At 72.7% G+C, this 20,343-nt stretch carries 16 protein-coding genes and 1 pseudogene; 11 read left to right on the top strand and 6 right to left on the bottom strand.

Annotated elements, in window-relative coordinates; translation table 11 throughout:
- The first annotated feature begins 9 nt into the window (after window positions 1-9).
- Window positions 10-594, top strand: coding sequence for an SMI1/KNR4 family protein (locus ACZ4VK_RS19010; protein ID WP_468353512.1), 585 nt, complete (start codon window positions 10-12; stop codon window positions 592-594).
- Between the two features lie 729 nt (window positions 595-1,323).
- On the opposite strand, the pseudogene ACZ4VK_RS19015 reads toward ACZ4VK_RS19010, so the two are convergent.
- Both ACZ4VK_RS19015 and ACZ4VK_RS19020 read right to left on the bottom strand, forming a co-directional pair.
- Window positions 1,324-1,562 (bottom strand): annotated as a pseudogene (locus tag ACZ4VK_RS19015) (hypothetical protein); the annotation flags it as partial.
- 216 nt (window positions 1,563-1,778) lie between these two features.
- A complete protein-coding gene (locus tag ACZ4VK_RS19020) occupies window positions 1,779-2,963 on the bottom strand; it encodes a hypothetical protein (protein ID WP_468353513.1) in 1,185 nt (394 codons plus the stop codon).
- Between the two features lie 1,803 nt (window positions 2,964-4,766).
- Between ACZ4VK_RS19020 and panD the strand changes: the two genes are divergently transcribed.
- From panD to ACZ4VK_RS19040, 4 genes are all read left to right on the top strand, one after another.
- A complete protein-coding gene (gene panD / locus ACZ4VK_RS19025; RefSeq protein WP_468353514.1) occupies window positions 4,767-5,210 on the top strand; it encodes an aspartate 1-decarboxylase in 444 nt (147 codons plus the stop codon).
- Window positions 5,211-5,237: 27 nt separating this feature from the next.
- The gene (locus ACZ4VK_RS19030) at window positions 5,238-5,582 is read left to right on the top strand and encodes a GNAT family N-acetyltransferase (RefSeq protein ID WP_468353515.1); all 345 of its coding nucleotides are present in this window, start codon (window positions 5,238-5,240) and stop codon (window positions 5,580-5,582) included.
- Between the two features lie 2 nt (window positions 5,583-5,584).
- Entirely contained in the window at window positions 5,585-6,250 is a 666-nt protein-coding gene (locus ACZ4VK_RS19035) for a hypothetical protein (RefSeq protein WP_468353516.1), read from the top strand.
- Window positions 6,251-6,614: 364 nt separating this feature from the next.
- Window positions 6,615-8,105: a transglycosylase family protein gene (locus ACZ4VK_RS19040; protein ID WP_468353517.1), complete on the top strand. Its 1,491-nt coding sequence runs from the start codon at window positions 6,615-6,617 to the stop codon at window positions 8,103-8,105.
- On the opposite strand, the gene ACZ4VK_RS19045 is transcribed toward ACZ4VK_RS19040, so the two are convergent.
- Window positions 7,986-9,008 (bottom strand): DMT family transporter, encoded by a 1,023-nt coding sequence (locus ACZ4VK_RS19045; RefSeq protein WP_468353518.1) that lies wholly within the window; start codon window positions 9,006-9,008, stop codon window positions 7,986-7,988. The genes ACZ4VK_RS19040 and ACZ4VK_RS19045 overlap by 120 nt on opposite strands.
- A gap of 285 nt (window positions 9,009-9,293) precedes the next feature.
- Between ACZ4VK_RS19045 and ACZ4VK_RS19050 the strand changes: the two genes are divergently transcribed.
- The 3 genes from ACZ4VK_RS19050 (at window position 9,294) to ACZ4VK_RS19060 (ending at window position 12,025) form a co-directional block, all read left to right on the top strand.
- A complete protein-coding gene (locus ACZ4VK_RS19050) occupies window positions 9,294-10,007 on the top strand; it encodes a (2Fe-2S)-binding protein (RefSeq protein ID WP_468353519.1) in 714 nt (237 codons plus the stop codon).
- Window positions 10,008-10,067: 60 nt separating this feature from the next.
- Window positions 10,068-11,552, top strand: a complete 1,485-nt coding sequence (locus tag ACZ4VK_RS19055; RefSeq protein WP_468353520.1) for an SDR family NAD(P)-dependent oxidoreductase — start codon at window positions 10,068-10,070, stop codon at window positions 11,550-11,552.
- A 302-nt stretch (window positions 11,553-11,854) separates the two neighbouring features.
- Window positions 11,855-12,025, top strand: a complete 171-nt coding sequence (locus ACZ4VK_RS19060) for a hypothetical protein (RefSeq protein ID WP_198942251.1) — start codon at window positions 11,855-11,857, stop codon at window positions 12,023-12,025.
- A 99-nt stretch (window positions 12,026-12,124) separates the two neighbouring features.
- Here ACZ4VK_RS19060 and ACZ4VK_RS19065 read toward each other — a convergent pair whose 3' ends face one another.
- The 3 genes from ACZ4VK_RS19065 to ACZ4VK_RS19075 are packed head-to-tail and all read right to left on the bottom strand — an operon-like array spanning window position 12,125 to window position 14,995.
- A complete protein-coding gene (locus tag ACZ4VK_RS19065) occupies window positions 12,125-13,552 on the bottom strand; it encodes a lipase maturation factor family protein (RefSeq protein WP_468353521.1) in 1,428 nt (475 codons plus the stop codon).
- A gap of 22 nt (window positions 13,553-13,574) precedes the next feature.
- Entirely contained in the window at window positions 13,575-14,126 is a 552-nt protein-coding gene (locus ACZ4VK_RS19070) for a DUF1990 family protein (RefSeq protein ID WP_468353522.1), read from the bottom strand.
- Window positions 14,123-14,995, bottom strand: a complete 873-nt coding sequence (locus tag ACZ4VK_RS19075; protein ID WP_468353665.1) for a YndJ family protein — start codon at window positions 14,993-14,995, stop codon at window positions 14,123-14,125. The genes ACZ4VK_RS19070 and ACZ4VK_RS19075 overlap by 4 nt, the downstream gene beginning before the upstream one ends.
- A gap of 289 nt (window positions 14,996-15,284) precedes the next feature.
- Here ACZ4VK_RS19075 and ACZ4VK_RS19080 point away from each other — a divergent pair, with 289 nt between their 5' ends.
- From ACZ4VK_RS19080 to ACZ4VK_RS19090, 3 genes are all read left to right on the top strand, one after another.
- Window positions 15,285-16,721, top strand: a complete 1,437-nt coding sequence (locus ACZ4VK_RS19080) for a DUF6777 domain-containing protein (protein WP_468353523.1) — start codon at window positions 15,285-15,287, stop codon at window positions 16,719-16,721.
- A gap of 49 nt (window positions 16,722-16,770) precedes the next feature.
- On the top strand, window positions 16,771-18,858 hold the full coding sequence (locus ACZ4VK_RS19085) for a SpoIIE family protein phosphatase (protein WP_468353524.1): 2,088 nt from the start codon (window positions 16,771-16,773) through the stop codon (window positions 18,856-18,858).
- Window positions 18,859-18,969: 111 nt separating this feature from the next.
- Window positions 18,970-20,337 (top strand): wax ester/triacylglycerol synthase family O-acyltransferase, encoded by a 1,368-nt coding sequence (locus ACZ4VK_RS19090; protein ID WP_468353525.1) that lies wholly within the window; start codon window positions 18,970-18,972, stop codon window positions 20,335-20,337.
- Window positions 20,338-20,343 lie beyond the last annotated feature (6 nt).

The following is a 20,343-nucleotide window of genomic DNA, read 5'->3' on the forward strand; positions in this document are numbered from 1 at the left end:
GAGGTGGGCGTGACTGACCACGCCACGGAGCTGGCCGGCCTGCTGACCCGTGTGGGTGATGGCGGCGACGCGGTCGACTGGAAGGCCGTCGAGCAGGAATACGGGACGTCTTTCCCGCAGGACTACATGGAATTCGTTGCGAACTTCGGCGACGGCTCGATCGAGGAAATGCTGTGGATCGCCATCCCCGTCAGCACGGCGGACCCACTCGTGAGGCGGGTGGACAGGCTGCCCCAGCAGATCCTCGAGTACCCGGAGGCGAACGAGTGGGAGGATCCAGCGGCTGCGGATGAATACCGCCTTGAAGACGTCCTGGTCTGGGGCGAAACCAGCGAAGCGGACGTTCTCGGCTGGATTGCCAACGGCCCGGATCCCGAGGAGTGGCCGCTGGCAGTCTTCTCCCGCGGGAATGGCTCCTGGTCGGTGTACCACTGCACCATGAGTGAGTTCATCGTCAGGTTGCTTCGTTCGGAGTTTGAGCGCTGCCCTGTCGGAGTGGGCCGTCTGTCCGGCTTGCCGAACCCGCGGTTCCTTCACACGAGCGAGGAAGCGCGGCTGAAGGAGCTGGGCATCAACCCGTGGTCACGACAGTGATGTAAGCCGACACGAATACTCCGGCCCTGGTTCGAGCCTCCCTCGAACCAGGGCCGGAGTCATTCATCCCGGCGAGGGAACTGCGCGGCATGAGGTGGACGCAGGTTCGTCTAGGACCGGGGGCCTCCTGGCAGACAGACGGTCTTTTAGCAGGTTCCGGTCGGCACCGCACCACTTTTGTGAGGATCCACGGTGTGCGGTGGGTCGATCACTGACAGTTGTTGTCCTGCTGTGGAGGATCCTCATGCATGCGGTTCGTGAGTCAGTCCTGGATGCGCTGTAGTAGCGCGGTCGCCACCGTATTCGGGAATCCCGGGTCCACCGAGCTGCCCATGCTCAAGGAGTTCCCCGAGGACTTCCGGTACGTGCTCGGGCTGCAGGAGGACGTCGTCGTCGGGATGCCGACGGGTTCGCGCTCGCCTCCGGGGGTGCTGCGCTCGTCAACCTGCACACCGGGCCCGCGCCGGCAACGCCATGGGCGTCATCCTCGACGCCCGCGCCAATCAACCCCCATGGCCGTCACCATGGCCAGCAGGTGCAGGCCATGATGACGGCCGAGGCGCTGCTCACCAACCCGTAGGCTGCCCTGCTGCCGCAGCCCGCCGTGAAGTGGGCGTACGAGCCGCAGCGGCCCGCCGACCTCGAGCCCGCGCTGGCGCGGACCGTGCAGATCGCCGAACCTCCCGCCCGCGGACCGGTGTTCCTTCGCTGCCCATGGACGACATGGACGCTCTTGTCGTAGCGGGTGGGGAGGCCGCACCACTGCTTGAGCTTGTTGGTGCACCGCTCGACGGTGTTGCGCTGTTCGTAGGCGTCGCGATCGAAGGCGGTGGGCGGCCGCCCCGGCTCTTGGGAAACGCGGGCGCGCCACCGGCCTGTCCTGGGGTTCAGACGAATGCCAGTGGCTGGCATTGGCTGTCCGCGGCGAGGTGGATCCTGGTGGTTAGTCCACCGAGGGACCGGCCAAGGGCATGGTCGTCCGGTTCGCCGGTAGGGGCCCCTTTTGACGGCCCCGGCGGCGTGCTGATGAGCCCGGACGATCGTGGAGTCGACCGAGACGATCCAGTCGGGGTCGCCTTTGGCGTCGGCCTGGGCGAGCAAGGCGGTGAACACGCGTCCTCTTGTAGCGCGGCAGGTTTCTCCAGACACCGGTGATTCGTATGCCTGGCGGGGAGTAGGCGCCCTCAGGGGGGTGCTGCGGTACGTGCCGATCCGTCGGTGTGGTCTTTGGAGCATGTCCCGCACCTGGTTCGGCCTCGCCTGATGTTGGTCAAGGCCACCGTGACTTCGGTCCCGCACGCACAACGGCAGCGCCACCGGTCGGTGGTCTTGCCGGGGTAGGTTTCCAGGGGCTCGAACCCGGCCCGGCGGGCCTCGGCAGCGGCGTTTGCCGGATCAGTTCGGCCGTCGGCCCGGGGGCACTTCTTGCACCCCGTCGTTCCTGACCGGACGAAGGACAGACGCGTCGTGACCTCGTTCCCGCAGGAGCAGCGGCAGTTCCATGGGTCCGTGGTCCGGCCGGGGTAGGGAACCAGCGGTTGGAACCCGGCTGCTCGCATCTCGGCTGCGGCTCGCTCGGCGTTCGACGACTTGGCGGAGCAGAAGCGGCAGCGGGTTCCTCCGTTGCTGACGTTGGAGTAGGTGGGGGTGCTCTCGCGGCTGCATGTGGTGCAGCGGCAGTGCCAGGGGGTCTGACTGGTGCGGTAGGGCTCCAGCGGTTCGAACCCGGCTGCCCGCATCACCCCCTCTGCCTTTGGTGCGTTCGCCGCGGCACGCTTGGCCTGCGCGGCTCTGGTGCGGCAGATGCGGCAGCCCTGACCCCCGTTGAGTACGGCGTTGAAGGGGGGCCGGCCCTTGTGCCCGCACGTGGTGCACCGGGAGGGCCAGGTGGCGTTTGTGCGGCCCGGGTAGGGAACGAGCGGCTCGTACCCGCGGGCGCGCATCTTCTCGGCGGCGGCCTCGGCGTCGATCAGGACAGCGGCCCGGGGCCGGGCACCCGACCTCGGATCGTAGGTGCCGGGTGTGCGGCGGGTCTCCTCCTCGACCATGGCCCACACCTCGTCCGCGGTGACGCGGTCGGTGGAGCAGGTCTCGCTCCATCCGTTCGGCATGACGTCCTTGGTGAGGAACGGACACAGCTTGGCGCCGCGCAGACGGTCCAGTACGGCCTGTTCGACGTCGTAGGCGGCGGCGCCTGTCGTGTAGTCGCTGGCCCGGTACAGCTCCCACCCCTGACGCTCGTGCTGCAAGAGACGGGAGTTGTAGCCGGTGCAGGCGCCGATGCCCACCTTGACCGCGTTCCACTTCCGGTGGGTGATCACGTAGAGCTTCGCCGGCCCGGCCAGGTCGATGCCGTGGGTGGCGCACATCCGGCACCCCTTGCCGGTTCGGACACCGGTCAGTCGGAGATGCACTTTGTGCCCCGCCGGGCAGCGGCACAGCCACCGCTTGTCACTCCCGGGGTAAGGCTCCAGCGGCTCGAACCCGGCCGCCCGCATCTCGGCCGCGCACGCCGCGGGGTCGAGCGGTGCACTTCCCGCGCAATGACCGCAACCGTACCCGCGGCCCTTGACTCCGGAGTACAGGGGCTTCGACTCCTTCCCGCACGTGGTGCAGCGACAGTGCCAGCCCACCGAAGCACCGGGATAAGGCTCCAGAGGTTCGAAGCCATGCCCCCGCATTAGGGCGGTGGCCTCGGCCGGGTCGGTACGGCGGGCAGCAGCCCGCTGCTTGTACCCCTCCGCCCGGCACACCGGACACGGGTCGTAGCCGCTGCGAACGCTCGACGCCTTCACCCGGACCACCTCGCCGCACGCCGCATGACGGCAGCTCCACGATGCGGCGGCGGACAGGTACGGCTCCAGCGGCTCGTACCCTGCCGCGCGCATCATGGCCTCCGCTCTTTCGGCGTTGGCCTCGCGTTGCCGTCGGCCACGGGCCCTGCGGTTGCACGTGGCGCAGCCCGACGCGACCTTCTCCTTGATCAGGTTGCGGACCGAGGACAGTCGTGGTGTGCCGACGGCCCCGCACGTGGTGCATCGGCAGCTCCATGGCGTCTGGCTGTTGCGGTAGGGCTCCAGCGGCTCCAGACCGACCGACCGCATGTCCGCCTCGGCCCGCACGGCCCCGCCGGCGCGCTCCTGAAAGATCGCCCGGCGGCTCTCCTTCGCGCACTCCGTGCACCCGACCCGTCCAACGCTGAGATACGCCGGTCGCGGGGAGACGATGTTTCCGCACGGCAGGTGCCGGGACCGCCACGGCTTCCCGCTCCCGGGGTAGGGCTCCAGCGGCTCGTATCCGGCCGCCCGCATCGCGATGGTGTGCCTGGCCCCGGCTGCTTCACCGCGCGAGCGCCCTGCCTCCTCGCGGTCGGAGGAAGGAGTGCGGGAGTATGAGCGAACCATGCGACGATTCTCGCTCTTCAGGGCGAGCGACGAGCCCTGGTTCGTGGTTCTCCCCCAGAATCGGCTCGCGTGGGTGCCGGCTGTCGTCCGGTTCCATGACGACCACCCGGGGGAGACCCTGCTGTTCCGTTTTATCGCGTCGCGACCGGCCGCGTGCTGATGGGTTCTGTCGGATCATGGAATAGACGTTCGCGTCCCAGGCGCTCAGCCCTGCTCGCTTACAGCAATGTCGGCAGCCGGGCCCATAGGCGCTTCCGCTCTCAGCGCCGAAGGGGCTGTGCGTCGCCGGCCGGGGTCGGTTTCCTACCGCGCCTACGGCTCGCGGGCCCGCTGGGCGGGAAGCCGTCGCTCGCGAGTTCCACGCTGCCGAGAGGCCTCGGACGGGCGACAGATAGCGAGCCGACTTCCGGAGCGGTCGAGCCTCGGCCGGCTGATGGCCAAGGGGACCGTGTTCCATTGAACCGGAGCGATGTCGGTGCCCGACAGGTCAGCGGTGCGTGGACGCACGTCGTCCGTGTGTGCAGAGTGGTCTCCCGCCTGTCTGATGGAGCATCAGGCAAGTCAGCATCTAGTCAGCATGAGTCGCCGGGCGTTCCCGGAGGATGCCTTAACAGACGTCGGCGACGGCGCGAAAGCCCAGGCGGGAAGCCGTCTCGCCTGACCGGGGGCGATGTTCCTCACAAACATCGAACGGAGGCGTCGGTGTAAACTCGGGACCGCCCTTGACCTGCAGAAAGCAGGCAGGGAGCCGTCTTCGAGGAGTCCACAGTGCTGCGCACTCTGTTCAAGTCCAAGATCCACCGGGCGACCGTCACCCAGGCGGATCTGCACTACGTCGGCTCCGTCACCGTCGACGCCGAGCTGATGGAGGCCGCCGACCTCCTGCCCGGTGAGCTGGTGCACATCGTCGACATCGACAACGGCGCCCGCCTCGAGACCTATGTCATCGAGGGCGAGCGCGGTTCCGGTGTCATCGGGATCAATGGCGCCGCCGCGCATCTGGTGCACCCCGGCGATCTTGTGATCCTCATCAGCTACGCGCAGGTCGAGGACGCCGAGGCCCGGGCGTTCGTGCCGCGTGTCGTGCACGTCGACGGGGACAACCGCATCGTGGAGCTGGGGACCGACGCGTCCGCGCCCGTTCCCGGGAGCGACACCGTGCGCGGGCCGCACGCCGTGCCCGCACCGGCGGCCGTGCCCGTACAGATCTGAATTCCGAGCCGAGGGAGCCGCCGCCGCATGGCCGAGCTGAAGATCCGCGACGAGCGGGCGAAGGGGCGCCTGGAGGCGTTCGAGGACGACACCTTCGTCGGGGTCGTCGTCTACTTCGCCCTCGACGCCGAGCCGCACGCGCTCGTCGCGGTGCACACGATCGTCGAGGAGGGCCACGAGGGGAAGGGCATCGCCGGAGCCCTCGTGCGCGAGTTCTACGCGATCGCCGCCGGCGAGGGCGTGCCCGTCGTGCCGCTCTGCCCGTACGCCGCCAAGTGGGCAGAGCGTCACCCCGACGAGGCCCCGGTCCCGGCGTCCGATGTGGTCCGCGCGGCCAAGCTCCAGCTGAAGGCCACCCCGGACCTGTGGTGACCATGGCCGGCACCCTGGCCCTGCTGCACACCTCGCCGGTCCACGTCCCTGTCTTCGAGGAGCTGCGGGACCGGCACCACCCCGGGCTCGTCCTGCGCCACCTCGTCGACGAGGAGCTGCTCGTACGGGCCCGGGACGCGGGGCCCGAGGCGGTCGGCGAGCAGGTGGCCGCCGCCCTCGCGGCCGCTGTCGCGGACGGCGCCGACGCCGTGCTCTGCACCTGCTCCACGATCGGCGGCGTCGCCGAGCGGCAGGCGGGCGCCCTCGGCGTACCGGTGCTCCGCGTGGACCGGCCGATGGCCGCCGAGGCCGCCCGTCACCGGCGGATCATCGTGGTGGCCGCCCTGCGCTCCACCCTGGAGCCGACCGTCGCCCTCATCGCCGAGGAGTCCGGACCGGACACCTCGATCGTCACCACCGTCGTGGTCGAGGGGGCCTGGGAGCTGTTCGAGGCCGGGGACCGGGACGGCTACCTCGACGCCGTGGCGAGCGCCGTCGACCGCGCGCCCGACACCGACGGCGGTGTCGTCGTGCTCGCCCAGGCGTCCATGGCGGACGCCGTCGGGCGGATGACCACCCGGCGGCCCGTCCTGGCCAGCCTCCGTCCCGGGCTCGCCGCCGCGGCCGCGGCGGTGGCCGCCGCGCGGGCCGTGACGGCAGGGCACTGACCCGGAGGGAGGGACCCGGCGCGCGTGGCACGGCCCGCCGGGCCACCCTGGAGACGGACGAACCCGTCGACAGAGAGGCCCGTCATGACCCGCCCCCCGTACCCCGGCCCCGTTCCCCCGTCGCCCATTCCGCCTCCGGGCCCGCCGCCCGTGCCCCCGCCGAACCCGGTGCCGGTGCCTCCGGCACCGGAGCCGGGTGGACCCGTACCGGAACCGGAGCCTCAGCCCCAGCCCGGACCCGCCGGACTGCGGACGGCGTCAACACGCATGTGACGAAAGGCTCCTGAGCTTTCCGCGTATCCCTTGTCACGGAGCGTGCGCCACCCCTAACTTGGACGGCTGCTGCTGTGTTCAAGGGGGGCCCATGGCCGTACGCGGACGTCACCGCCGCCACCAGCCGAGCCGGATCAACCGTGCCTCGTTCACCGTCACCGCGGGAAGCGCCGGAATGGCGCTGCCGCTCATCGGCGCGGGCGCCGTGCAGGCCGCCTCGCTCGACGTCTGGGAGAAGGTCGCGGCCTGCGAGTCCACCTCCACCTGGCGCATCAACACCGGCAACGGCTACTTCGGCGGACTCCAGTTCAGCCAGTCCACCTGGGAGCGGTACGGCGGGACGCATTACGCGCCGCGCGCCGACCTCGCCTCCAAGGACCAGCAGATCGCGATCGCCGAACGCGTCCTGAAGGGCCAGGGGCCCGGCGCCTGGCCCTCCTGCGGGCCCCGCGCGGGTCTCGCCCGCGGCGGGGACGCACCGGACATCACCCCCGGCGGTACGTCGACCAAGCCGCCGAGCGGCGGGAACGCTGTCAGGCCGGCCTCCCTGGGTCTGCGCGCCTTACCCGAGCAGCCGGCCAGGAACATCGGCCCGACCGCCGTACCCGCCATCCGCGAGATGTACACGGTGACGCCCGGCGACTCCCTGTCGAAGATCGCCCGCGACGAGCGGGTCCAGGGCGGCTGGAAGCGGCTGTACGAGACGAACCGGCCCGTCGTCGGCGACGACCCCGACCTCATCCACCCCGGTCAGCGCCTGACGCTGCGCATCGCCGCCCCGAAGAAGACCGAAGGGCGGACGACGGAAGCGGAGAAGGGGGCGGGCAAGGGGGCGGGCAAGGAGGCCGGACCGGTGAGGACGGTGCCGAAGCAGGCCACCGCCTCCCCGAAGACCCCCTCGGCCACGACGCCCCCCGCGAAGGCCGCCACGCAGGACCCCCGGACCCGGCCCGCGGCCCATCCGTCGACGAAGCCGGTGACGAAGCCTGCGACGAAGCCGACGGCCCGGCCCTCAGCAGGCCCCGCCGCGAAACCCGCCGCGAAGCCCACCACGCGGCCCGCCGCGAAGCCGACCACCAGGCCCGCCGCGAAACCCGCCGCCAAGCCCAGCGGCAAGCCCGCGACGAAGCCCGTCTCCCGGCCGTCCTCCAAGCCCCGGCCGCCCGCCGCCACCGAGGACCGCTACTCCGCCCCCATCTCCGCCGGCATCGGCACGCGCTACGGCACCCGGGGCTCCTCCTGGTCCAGCGGCTACCACACCGGCGTCGACTTCCCCGTGCCCACCGGCACCTCCGTCAAGGCCGTGGCCGCCGGACGGATCGTCTCCGCCGGATGGGGCGGCGCGTACGGCTACCAGATCGTGCTCCGCCACGACGACGGCCGCTACAGCCAGTACGCCCACCTCTCGGCGCTCACCGTCCGCGAGGGCCAGCGGGTCCAGCCGGGCCAGCGCATCGGCCGGTCAGGATCGACCGGCAACAGCTCGGGACCGCATCTCCACTTCGAGGTGCGGACGGGTCCCGGGTACGGCTCCGACATCGACCCCCTGGCCTACCTCAGGGCCCGGGGCGTCACCCTCTGACCCCGACGGCCCCCGGCCCGGCCCCGACCCGGTCTTCGGAGCGGGGGCCGGACCGGACACCGAGGGCGGCTCGGCCGGTACGGTCATCCGGTCGAGCGTGAGCTGGACCAGGCCGCCCGCGGCGACCGCGCCGCAGATCACCGCGGCGACGGTGCCCGCCGCGTCGTAGCGGAACCCCTCGCCGAACAGGGTCAGGCCCACGGCGGCGGCCACCACCGGGTTGACCACCGTGACGGTCGCCAACGGGGCCGCGAGCCCCGCGCCCCGGTACGAGGCCTGCGACAGGAGCAGCCCGGTCACCGCGAAGAGCGAGAGCACGAGCAGACCGGTCCACTCGGCGAGCGGCGCGCCGGTCGTCCACACGTCGGCCACCGCCTTCGTGAAGACCGAGGCCATACCGAAGGAGACACCCGCCGCGGCGGCCAGGACCACACTGCGCAGCACGGACCTGCCCACCAGGTGCGCGGCCGTGAACAGAACGGCCACCACACCGACGGTGCAGGCCGTGAGCAGCCACCGGTCCCCGTCGGCCAGGGCCCGCGTCTCGGCGCCGCTGGTGAGGCTGAGCAGGCCGGCCAGACCGACCGTGGCCATCAGGGCGCCCCGCCAGGCCCGCTGCCCGGCCCTCCGGCCGACGAAGAGGGCCGCCATGGGCAGCGCGAAGACGATGGTGAGGGCGCCGAGCGGCTGGACCAGGCTGAGCGGTCCGTACGCGAGGGCCGCGACGTGCAGAGCCGCGCCGACGCCGTTGAGCAGGACGGACCCCCACCAGGCGGGGCTGCGCAGCGGCGCGTACCGCGGCCCGGCGGCGGAGGCCGCGACCCGCTCCTGCACGATCGCCGCGGACGCGTAGGCGACCGCCGAGACCAGGGCCAGGACGACGGACAGCAGGAGGGGACTCATAGCTTCCACGATCCCCCTTCCCGGCCGATCGCGTCGTCGTACCAGGGGACGTCTTCGGGCATACCGCCGACGCAGTACGAGGCCGCCGCGTACGCCCGGAGATGTACACCGGTGCAGGTCAGAACGGGTGTAAAGGGTTCTTTTCGAACTATGCCGGGGAGGCTGGGCGGGCCGCTACGGTGGTCGGAAAATCCTCGCACCGGGATCGGGTGGAAGCGCCCGTCGTGAAGGTCCGGCACCCAGAACCGGCATACAGAACCGGCGCACAGAACCAGGGGGACCCCAGTGGATCTCGTCGGAAGCGGATCGGTGGGCGGCTTCTTCGCCCTGCGGACCTCCGCGCCGGATAGCGGCGGAGCGCACCGCCCGCTCGCCCTCCTGTACGCGGGGGAGGACGGCCCCCTCCACGCGCGCGTGGACCGGGTCACCGCGTCGCTCGGCGCCCCCGAGCGGCGCGTCGGGGCGTCCGTCGCCCACCTCGGGCTCGCCGCCCGGCTCTGGTCGACCGCCCTCGGGCCCGCCGCGCTCCACGGCCGCTTCCCGGCCCTCGCCCCGGCCGAGCTGTACTGGGACGGGACGCTGTCCGCGCCCGACGACCTGTGGTGGGCCGGAAGCGCGACCCGACCCGCCACCGTGGACGAGCTCCGGGCGGCCGTCCAGGAGGCCCACCTGGTGCCGCTCCACGCGGCGCTGCGCCGCGACGGCCGCGTCTCCCCGCGCCTGCTCTGGGGCAACGCGGGCTCCGCCCTCGCCGGCGCCCTGCGCGAGCTGACCCGCTGGGCACATGCCCGGGGCCGCCCGGACGTGGCCGAACGGGCCGCTGCGCTGGTCTCCGGACTCCTCGACCACCCCGACCTCGCCGGTACGGTCCGTGGCCCCCGGCTGCGCCGCACCAGTTGCTGTCTGTACTACCGCTGCCCCGGCGCCGGACTGTGCGGCGACTGTGTCTTCGACCACGCCCCCCGAACGGGTTTGGATACGCGGCCATCCGCTCCGTAAAGTTGGGCTTTTGAAAGCCCACGAGCGGCGACGTACGAGCGAACGAGGAACCCGAAGGCCATGACGGTGACCGAAGAAAACCAGGACTACGGGCCGGGCGTCGACCCCGAGCGCCTGGCCGTCTGCCTCAGCGTCCTCGACGAGCTCGACAAGCTCGACGTCGACCACCCGGACGCGATCCGTGTCCGGCGCGCCACCGCCGGGATCTACCGGACCGTGAAGCAGCGCCGTCGCCAGGAGCGCCGGGCCGCCAAGACCGCCAACGACAAGGCGGTCACCGAGGCCACCGCCACCGGCTCCGCGCAGCGCATCGACGACGAGACCGAGGGCATCCTCCCGTCCTCGGTCACCGAGGAGGGCCGGATCGCCGGGATACTCCAGCGTCCGCGCTCCTGCTACGTGTGCAAGTCGCGGTTCGTCGAGGTCGACTACTTCTACCACCAGCTCTGCCAGCCGTGCGCGGCGCTGAACCGGGCCAAGCGCGAAGCGAGCGCCGACCTGACCGGCAAGCGCGCGCTGCTCACGGGCGGCCGGGCCAAGATCGGCATGTACATCGCGCTGCGGCTGCTGCGCGACGGCGCCCACACCACCATCACGACCCGTTTCCCCAAGGACGCCGTCCGCCGCTTCAAGGCGATGGAGGACTCCGGGGACTGGATCCACCGTCTGGAGGTCGTCGGCATCGACCTGCGCGACCCGGCCCAGGCCGTGGCCCTCGCCGACCGCATGGCCGAGGACGGGCCGCTGGACATCCTCATCAACAACGCGACGCAGACCGTGCGCCGGCTGCCGTCCGCGTACGCCGCCCTCGTCGAGGGCGAGAAGGCCCCGCTGCCGGCCGGGGACCTTCCCGAGCGGCACGTCATCGGCGCCTTCAACTCCGGCGCCGTCGCCGAGCTCGGCTCGTCGTCCGCGCTGCCCGCCGGTGTGAGCGACCTCGACGCGCAGCAGGTCGCCGACCTCGCCCTCGTCGCGGGGAACGCCAGCATCGCCCGGCACCTCGACGGCACCGCCATCGACGCGGGCGGCCTGGTGCCGGACGTCGTCGAGAGCAACACCTGGGTGCAGAGCATCGAGCAGATCTCCCCCGTGGAGCTGCTCGAGACCCAGCTGTGCAACTACACGGCGCCGTTCATCCTCATCAGCAAGTTGCGGCCGGCGATGGCCGAGGCGGCGAAGAAGGCCGCCAGCGGCCGCTCCTACGTCGTGAACGTCTCCGCGATGGAAGGCGTCTTCAGCCGCGGCTACAAGGGTGCGGGCCACCCGAACACGAATGCCGCGAAGGCGGCGATGAACATGGTGACGCGGACCAGCGGCCAGGAGATGTTCGAGACCGACGGCATCCTCATGACCTCCGTCGACACCGGCTGGATCACCGACGAGCGCCCGCACTTCGACAAGCTGCGCCTCGCCGAGGCGGGCTTCCACGCCCCGCTCGACCTGGTCGACGGCGCGGCCCGGGTGTACGACCCGATCGTGCGCGGCGAGGAGGGCGAGGATCTCTACGGCTGCTTCCTGAAGGACTACGCCCCCGCCAACTGGTAGGAGACCGTCTCCCGAACCGCCGACACGCGGGTTCGCGCCGTCCTGACAAGAGCGCCCCACCGTCCGGTGGGGCGCTCTTTCGGTCCTCTTCACCCGATCGCGTCACACTTCGGAGCCCGGTAGAGCGCGGACGCGCTCATTTGGTTACTCTGATGTTCACGGTCGGCCACCGAGGAGACACACCGTCCTCACGGCCGATCAGGGACTGGCCTGCCACCAAGGCCGCGGTCCTGCCCGACGAACGGCGCCACCGCGACCGACCGGCACTTGTCCCACAGGTACGCGACACAAAGGAGTGCGCGGTGACACCCGAACTGACGAAGCAGGAACCGCGACCGGCCGAACGCAACGACCGGCCGCGCAAGAACGGCGAGCTGGGGAGTCTGGAAGTCTGGGCCCACGCGGCCCCGATCCGGCTCGCGGGCTACGAGGACGACCTCGCCGAGCCCCACATCCTGCCCGGCATCGACTGAGTCCTGGCTTCACACCCCGGTGCCCCCCGCCGTTTTCGGCCGGGGGCACCGGGGTTTTCCGCTGTCCTCACCGCTGCTCCGTGGGGCGGCCGGTCTCGCTCAGGTCGGTGTGCCCGCCCGTCTCCGCAGCCGGGTCGGCGGCAGATACTCGCGGAGGAGCGTCCGGTGCCACCAGTCCCCGGTCTCGCGGAGCTCCCGCCAGGTCGTGTACCGGTAGCGGTACAGCCGGGCGCGGACGAAGGTCGGCGGCGTGTCGGGGAAGGGGTTGTGGGCGAGCAGCCGCAGGGTGTCCCGGTCGCCGTCGAGCAGCCGCTCGACGAACGGCCCGAACCACGCGCGCGCGTACCCGGGGCTGAGCGCCGCGAACCACATCAGCCAGTCGAGCCGCAGGTGGTAGGGGGCGAACTGCCGGGGCAGCCGGCGCGGGTCGCCCGGCTTGCCCTTGAAGCCGTACTCCCGCCAGACCGTGCCCGGGTGCGGCACCGGCTCGTCGGTGCCCTCGACGACGATCTCGTCCCTGACCCGGCCCACGGTGCCGAAGGCCCCGTACGTGTTGACCAGGTGGTACGGGTCGTACGAGCGGTTCATCGCCTGGTGCCGGGAGAGCAGGTTGCGCACCGGGCGGTAGCTCCGTACCAGGACGAACGCGGTCAGCCCGACGACCAGGACCACGTACCAGAGCGGCGGATCCGGTTGGGGGTGGTCGCCGGTCAGTGCGGAGGCGTCCACGGCGGAGAGGGCGATCACGATGGTGATCCAGTTCAGCCAGGCGAAGTTCCCCGAGAGCACCAGCCACAGCTGTGTCGCGATCATCAGACCGGCCGCGATCGAGGCGACCGGCTGCGGGGTGAAGAGCAGGAACGGCACGACCAGCTGGACGACATGGTTGGCGGCGACCTCCACCCGGTGCAGCGGGCGGGGGAGGTGGTGGAAGAACCAGCTCAGCGGGCCGGGCATCGGCTGGGTCTCGTGGTGGTGGTAGAGGCAGGTCAGGTCGCGCCAGCAGCGGTCGCCGCGGATCTTGATGAGCCCGGCGCCGAACTCGACCCGGAACAGCAGCCACCACAGCAGGAACAGGACGAGGATCGGTGGTTCCGTGTCGTCGTTGCCGAGGAAGACCGCCAGGAATCCGGTCTCCAGGAGCAGCGACTCCCAGCCGAAGGAGTACCAGGTCTGGCCCACGTTCACGATCGACAGGTACAGCCCCCAGAGCAGCAGCCACAGCAGCATCGACACGGGCAGCGGCACCGCGTCACCGGCGCCCGCCACGAGCGCGAGGGAGAGCGCGACCCCGCTCCAGGCGACGGTCGCGAAGAGACGGTCGGAGTAGCGCCAGTGGAAGAGCGAGGGCGTGTGGCGGGGCCGGGTCACGCGCACGTACTCCGGTATCGGGAGCATGCCGCGCTCTCCGATCAGCGCCCGGAACTGGAGGGCCGCCGACAGGAAGGCGACGCAGTAGATCCCGGCGAGCCCCCGCTGGAAGACGATCCGGCTCAGCCAGTAATCGGGTGCGGTGAACCACTCCATCACCTCCAGTATCGGCCCCCGATCACTCCCTGACGAGGCGCCGGAGCGCCCGGCCCAGGTGTCGCGCGTACGCGCGCTGGAGCAGCGGGACCACGGGGCCGCCGAGGCGGGTGTACCAGGTGGCGGGGCGGCTGAACGCGGTCACCGTGAACCGGACCGTGCCGTCCGGCTCCAGGTCGACCACGAAGGACTCCTCGCCACACTCCGGATGCCCGGTGAGCGTGCCGTACGCGAAGCCGGTGCGGTGTTCCTCGTACGCCGTCCAGATCACCGAGCAGGGGACGCCGATCCGGAGCGGGCCGACGCCCGCCGACACCTCGACCGTGGCGCCGGGCTCGGTGCGGCCGGGATCGGCGAGGACGCGCGCTCCGGAGGCCCGGTGCATCCGCCAGGTGGTGACGGCGGCGCCCGCGGTCTCGAAGGCGGCGCGGCCGTGACCGACGGTCTCGGTGTGCCGGAGGTGGTGGTAGCCCTCGGGGAGCGCCTCCGGGGTGCGGGTGGCGCCGACCTCGGGGTAGGTGAGGGTCGGGCGGGGGCGTGGGGTCCGGGACAGGCTGTCCATGAGGCGGGTCATGCCGGAAGCTCCGTTCGCGGGCGGGCCGTCGGGGTGGTGGGTGGTACGGGGGTGCCGGCGAGTCGGCGGCGGGCGAGCAGGGCGCAGACGGTGAAGCCGAGGGCGTTGCCCAGGCCGTGGGTCGCGGCGGTCCAGGTCAGGTCGAGGTGGGGCAGCCCGGTCGCCTCGCCGAGTGCCCAGCTCAGGGCGAGCAGCATGGTGACGAAGAGGACGAGGGCGGAGACGGCGAGGAGCGCGCGGGTGAGGCGGTCGGTCGCGGTCTCGCGGCGCTCGCGGAGGGTTAGGAAGGCGACCGCCGTCATGCCGGCCGTCAGGACGACCGCGCCCGCGAGTTCGGCCCAGTCGTCGACGAAGTAGCCGAGCAGGACGAGCAGGGTGCCGGCGGGAACGCTGAGCGCGGCGAAGCGGGCGGCGGGGGCGTCGGAGACGCGGCAGAGGAGGCCGGCGACCAGGGCGGCGGCGAAGCCCGCGAAGTGGAAGTGCGGGACGGTCAGCGCCAGGATGTCCAGGTCGAAGCCGAACAGCGGGTACGAGGCCCGCTCGGCGACGAGCGCGAGACCGGCGACCGACGGGGCGACGAGGGCGGTGAGGACGGCCACCTCCCCGGCCCTGAGCGAGCGGGTCAGGAACAGCCGGGCCGGGGCCTGGAGCGCGAGTGCCAGCGTGGCGAGCGCGTAGACGGCGGCGAGCGCGGTGGCGAGGCCGGAGCGGGGGAGCCAGAGGCTGACTGCTCCGGGGACGGCGAACAGGGGCCAGGCGCGCCGGATCGCGTCCCATCCGGGGGGACGGGGTCCGTCGAGGAGGGCGAGCCCGGTGGGGACCACCCAGAGCATGCCGATCGTCACGACCGTGCCTACCAGGACCGACAGTGCGGTCATGCGCCACCACCCCGACTTGAACGTGTTCAACTGCCGAGTCCGAGCGTAGAGCCTTTCTTGAACGCGTTCAAGTGGCTGGTCGCGTCATTGGGGGGCGAGGTGCGGTGCCACGCGCCGCGGGCCCGGTCCGATCGGTTCGCGAGCCCGGCCCGATCGGCAAGGCACCCCCGAGACCCGGTCGGCCGCCCTCCGCTTGCGGCGGTCCGCGTACTGCGACAGATATGAGGGACTGGCCGGAACCGGGCGTCGTGGCCCGGGGGAGAGAGAACGGGAGAACCAGGTGCGCTCAGCCCCCTGCCGTACGTGGCGGACCCCGGCGGCTCCCCGCGCGATTCGCCGCGCCGCCGCCCGCGCCGCCGCCCGCGCAGCCGTCCGCTCGGCGCGCGCGACCCCTGGCGCCGCCGCCGTACGCTCGGCGCGCGCGACCCCTGGCGCCGCCGCCGTACGCTCGGCACGCGCGACCCCTGGCGCCGCCGCCGTACGCTCGGCACGCGCGACCCCCCGCGCCGCCGCCCGCTCGGCGCTCGCGGCGCTCACCGCCTCCCTGCTGCTCGCGGGCTGCTCCGCCGCCTGGGAGGGCGCCGGGGCGGGTGCCCAGCCGGCCGCCGCGGACACGCAGGACGTCTTCCTCCAGGCCGTCGCCGAGCAGGGGCCCGACCCCTTCACCAAGTCCACCGCCCGGCACACCGCGACGCGGCCCCCCGGTGACCACGACCGGAACCCCGCGGCCGAACAGGTCCGCGAGGTCACCGGCTCCACCCCCGGGCTCTACGGCGGCACGCGCGCGGAGGGCAGCTGCGACGTCGAACAGCAGGTCTCCTACCTCGCCGCCGACCAGGACAGGACCCGCGCCTTCGCCGAGGCAGCCGGGATCCCCGAGACCAACGTCGCCGGCTGGCTGCGCGGCCTCACCCCGGTCGTCCTGCGCGCCGACACCCGGGTCACCAACCACGGCTACCGCGAGCGTCGGGCCGACGCCTTCCAGGCCGTCCTGCAGGCCGGTACGGCGGTCCTCGTCGACCAGTACGGCTCCCCGCGCGTCCGCTGCGCCTGCGGCAACCCGCTCCGCGCCCCGGCCCCCGCCCCCGGCGCCGTCCACCAGGGCGACCCCTGGGACGGCTTCGACCCCGACCGCGTGATCGTCGTCCGGCCGACGACCGCCGTCGTCACCAGCCTGGTCATCGTGAACGCCGCCGACCGCAGCTGGATCGAACGGCTCACCGGAACCCACGGCGACAAGGACCGCAAGCCCGCCGTGGAACCGGCCTGCGACCCCGACGAATGCCGCCTGACCGGCTCCGGCACCCCCGACCCCGCCACGCCGTCCGACCCCAGCGCCCCGGACCGCGGCACCTCCCCGGCGCCCGCCTCCCCCGAGCCCCCGCCCGGGACGCCCGTCCCCCCGGCGGACCCCCCGGTCCCGGAGACCCCCGAGAGCCCCGACGCCTCGGGAAGCGACGGTACGGACACCGGGCCCAGCCCCGCGGACCCCGACCCGTACCCGGTCCCCGACACGGAGCCGTACCCGGACCCGTACGCCGACCCTGACACGCAGCCCTATCCCGACCCGTACACCGACCCCGACACGGAGCCGTTCCCCGACCCGAACGCCGAGCCCCCGGGCGAGCCGCCCGCCGTGCCCGACGGCGAACCGCAGCCCGAGGACCTGTTCCCCGCCGGACCGGTCCCGGAGCAGCCGGAGACCTTCGAAGGGTGAAACGGATCTACCTGGTGCGCACGGGCGGGGCTGCGCCTAGCGTGGCCCCATGAACGCGGTCAGCGGGGGCGGGGAGGCGGTCGAGCGGCTCCGCCGCGCGGAGGAGGGGCGGGGCGTCGGGGCCCGGATCCTCGCCGACTACGGCTCCGCCTTCCGGATGGGCGGCTTCGACTGGGACCTCGTCGCCGGCACGATGGTCATGGACGAGGCCGCCCTCGACGTCTTCGACATGGACCGTGCCGAGTACGACGACCGCCCCGAGACCCTCGGCTCGCGGGTCCTGCCCGACGAGGGCCGCCGCCTCGACACCCTCGTCACCCAGGCGCTCAAGGACGGCAGCGAGCAGTACGGCGCCTACTTCCGCATCCGCCGCCGCGACGGCGGCCACCAGTGGACCCACACCCAGGGACTCGTCCACCGCGACGACACCGGCCGCCCGGTGCGCATCGTCGGCGTCGTCCGCGACGCCACCCACGAACTCACCGAGTCCGCCGCACGGCTCGGCCTCGACGAGGGCCGCCGCAAGCGTGCCGGCGTCGTCGAGGGCACCACAGCGGCCCTCGCCTACGCGCGGACCGTGCAGGACGTCATCGACCTGCTCAACGACTCGCACGCGCTCGAACACTTCGGCGCCGCGAGCCTCGTCATGGGCCTCCTCGAGGCCGGCCGCATCCATCTCGTCGCCGAAGGACCCGACGGCGCCTTCGTGCCGGGCACCCGCTTCACCCGGGTGGACGAGCCGTACCCGATGAGCGAGGTGATCCGCACCCTGCGCCCGCGGTTCATCGACTCCGCCGCGGACTTCGCCCGCTCCTTCCCGGTGCTCTGGCCCCACATCAGCGGGCTCGGCATCACCGCCGCCGCCTATCTGCCGCTCATCGCCCAAGCCCGGCCCATCGGCGCACTCGGCCTGCTCTACAGCGACAGGACCGGCTTCAGCGAGGACGAGCGGACCCTGCTCGTCGCCCTCGGCAGCAGCATCGCCCAGAGCCTCCAGCGGGCCATGCTCTACGAGCAGGAGCACGACCTCGCCGAGGGCCTCCAGCAGGCGATGCTGCCGCGCAGGATCCCCGAGGTGCCCGGCGCCCAGACCGCCGTCCGCTACCGCTCGGCCCGCCTCGGCCGGGACATCGGCGGCGACTGGTACGACATCATCGCGCTGCCCGGCGGACGCGTCGGCGCCGTCATCGGCGACGTACAGGGCCATGACACCCACGCGGCGGCCGTCATGGGCCAGCTGCGGATCGTGCTCCGCGCGTACGCCGCCGAGGGCCACCCCCCGGCCACGGTGATGGCCCGCGCCTCCGTCTTCCTGCACGAGCTCGACACCGAACGCTTCGCGACCTGCACCTACGCCGAGGTCGACCTCGGCACCGGGGTCGTCCAGGTGGTCCGCGCCGGCCATGTCGACCCGCTGCTCAGGGAGATCGACGGCAGCAGCCACAGACTCCCGGTGGAGGGCGGACTGCCGCTCGGCCTCTCCGCGGAGTTCGGGCGCCTCGACTATCCGGTGACCACCCTGGAACTGGACCCGGGTCAGACCCTCATGCTCTACACCGACGGCCTGGTCGAGAAGCCGGGCGCCGACCTCGACGAGGGCCTCGAATGGCTCTCCGCCCTCGTCCGGCGCGGGCCCGCCGACCTCCAGGAACTCGCCGACCACCTCTGCGAGGTCGTCGCCGACCGGGGCGGCGAGGACGACGTCGCCATTCTGCTGCTGCGCCGCCACGGGGCGGCGGCGGCTCACGGTGCCGGGCGGTTCCGGCAGCACGTGGCCCAGAACGACCCCGAGGCGCTGAGCTCGGCCCGGCACATGATCAGGGCCGCCGTACGCGCCTGGGGCGCGCGGGAGCGGGCGGACGAGATCGAACTGGTCGCCGACGAGCTCATGACCAACGCGCTGATGCACACCGACGGAGGGGCGATCGTGACCCTGAGGGTCCTCGCCGGGACGGGCCGCCGGCTGCGGGTGGAGGTGGAGGACCGGTCCAGTGCTCTGCCCCGGCGCCGGGAGGCGGGGGAGGCGGGCGTGTCCGGGCGGGGCCTTTTCCTCGTCGACCAGCTCTCCGACGTCTGGGGCGTCGAGTCGCGGGGCGGCGGCAAGTGCGTGTGGTGCGAGTTCACCCTGGAGAGCTGAGAATGTTGACCGAGCGTGTTAACCGAGCGTGAACTGATCGTACTTGACCGTAACTGTCGGTACGCGATTGACTTCGCTCTCCCGCCTCTCCGCGCAGGACATGAGGACACCGTGAGCAGCGAGCTACTGGCACCGCTTGACCTGGCCTTCTGGCACCTCGAATCCCCCGCCCACCCCCTGCACCTCGGGGCCCTCGCCCACTTCGGCCCCGTCCCCCCGGACGGCGAGCCCGGCCGTGACCCCCTGGACGTCCTGGACCTGCTCGCCCGCCGCGCCGCCGCCGTCCCCCGGCTCCGCATGCGCGTCCGCGACGTCCTGCTGCCCGTCGGCGGCGCCGCCTGGAGCGCCGACCCGGACTTCGACGTACAGCGCCACGTCCACGAGATCTCCCTGCCCGGCGCCGACTTCCCGGCCGAGACCGCCCGGCTCGCCGCCGAACTCATGGAACGCCCCGTCGCCCGCGGCCTGCCGCCCTGGGAGATGTACCTGCTCAGCGGCGCCCCCGACGGCTCCTTCGCCGTCCTCGTCAAACTCCACCACGCCCTCGCCGACGGCATGCGGGCCGTCGCCATCGGCGCCGGGATCTTCGACGAGATCGCCGCGGGACACCGCCCCGCGCGCCGCCCCCGCCCCCTGCCGCCACGCTCCTGGCTCCCCGGCCCCGGACGGCTCCTCGGCATGGCCAGGGACCGCCTCGGCGACCTCGGCCGGGCCGTCGAGGTGGGCGCCTCGGTCGTCGGGTCCTCCGTCGCCCGCGCCGGCCGCCTCGACGGGCGTCCCACCACCGCGCTCGCCGCCGAATCCAGCGGAACCCGGCGCATCGCCACCGCGAGCCTGCCCCTCGACCGCGTCCACCGGGTCCGCCGCGGCACGGGCGGCACCGCCAACGACGTCCTCCTCGCCGTCGTCGCCGGCGCCCTGCGCCGCTGGTTCGACGGACGCGGCCTGCCCCTGCCCGAAGCCGACCCGCGGGCCCTCGTCCCCGTCTCCCGCCGACGCCCCGGCGCCCCGCCCGGCCCCGGCAACAGCCTCTCCGGCTACCTGCTCGACCTGCCCGTCACCGAAGCCGACCCGGCCGCCCGACTGGCCGCCGTCCGGCACGCCATGGACCGCAACAAGGCCGCCGGGCCCTTCAGGGGCGCCGGTGCCGTCGCCCTCCTCGCCGACCAGCTGCACCCGCTCGCCCACCGCTTCGGCGCCCCCCTCGCCGCCGGCGCGGCCCGGCTCCTCTTCGACCTGCTGGTCACCCAGGTGCCCCTGCCCCGCTCGGCGCTCTCCCTCGGCGGCGCCCCGCTGCGCGCGCTCTACCCGATGGCCCCGCTGGCCCGCGGCCAGTCCCTCGCCGTCGCCATGTCCCCGTACGGCGGCCAGGTCCACATCGGCCTCGTCGCCGACGGCGCGGCGGTCCCCGACCTCGACGCCCTTGCCGCCGCGCTCACGGCGGAACTCGACCTGCTCGATCCGCCGGAGCCCGCCTGACAGCTC

The organism is Streptomyces sp. NPDC028711 (genome assembly GCF_055565415.1).

Bases quoted from the DNA above. Each gene is read 5' to 3' on its own strand.
- ACZ4VK_RS19070 (WP_468353522.1), bottom strand. From the start codon at position 14,126: ATGACCCGCCTCATGGACAGCCTGTCCCGGACCCCACGCCCCCGCCCG.
- ACZ4VK_RS19030 (WP_468353515.1), top strand. From the start codon at position 5,238: ATGGCCGAGCTGAAGATCCGCGACGAGCGGGCGAAGGGGCGCCTGGAG.
- ACZ4VK_RS19020 (WP_468353513.1), bottom strand. From the start codon at position 2,963: ATGTGCGCCACCCACGGCATCGACCTGGCCGGGCCGGCGAAGCTCTAC.
- ACZ4VK_RS19045 (WP_468353518.1), bottom strand. From the start codon at position 9,008: ATGAGTCCCCTCCTGCTGTCCGTCGTCCTGGCCCTGGTCTCGGCGGTC.
- ACZ4VK_RS19055 (WP_468353520.1), top strand. From the start codon at position 10,068: ATGACGGTGACCGAAGAAAACCAGGACTACGGGCCGGGCGTCGACCCC.
- ACZ4VK_RS19085 (WP_468353524.1), top strand. From the start codon at position 16,771: ATGAACGCGGTCAGCGGGGGCGGGGAGGCGGTCGAGCGGCTCCGCCGC.
- ACZ4VK_RS19065 (WP_468353521.1), bottom strand. From the start codon at position 13,552: ATGGAGTGGTTCACCGCACCCGATTACTGGCTGAGCCGGATCGTCTTC.
- ACZ4VK_RS19035 (WP_468353516.1), top strand. From the start codon at position 5,585: ATGGCCGGCACCCTGGCCCTGCTGCACACCTCGCCGGTCCACGTCCCT.
- ACZ4VK_RS19040 (WP_468353517.1), top strand. From the start codon at position 6,615: ATGGCCGTACGCGGACGTCACCGCCGCCACCAGCCGAGCCGGATCAAC.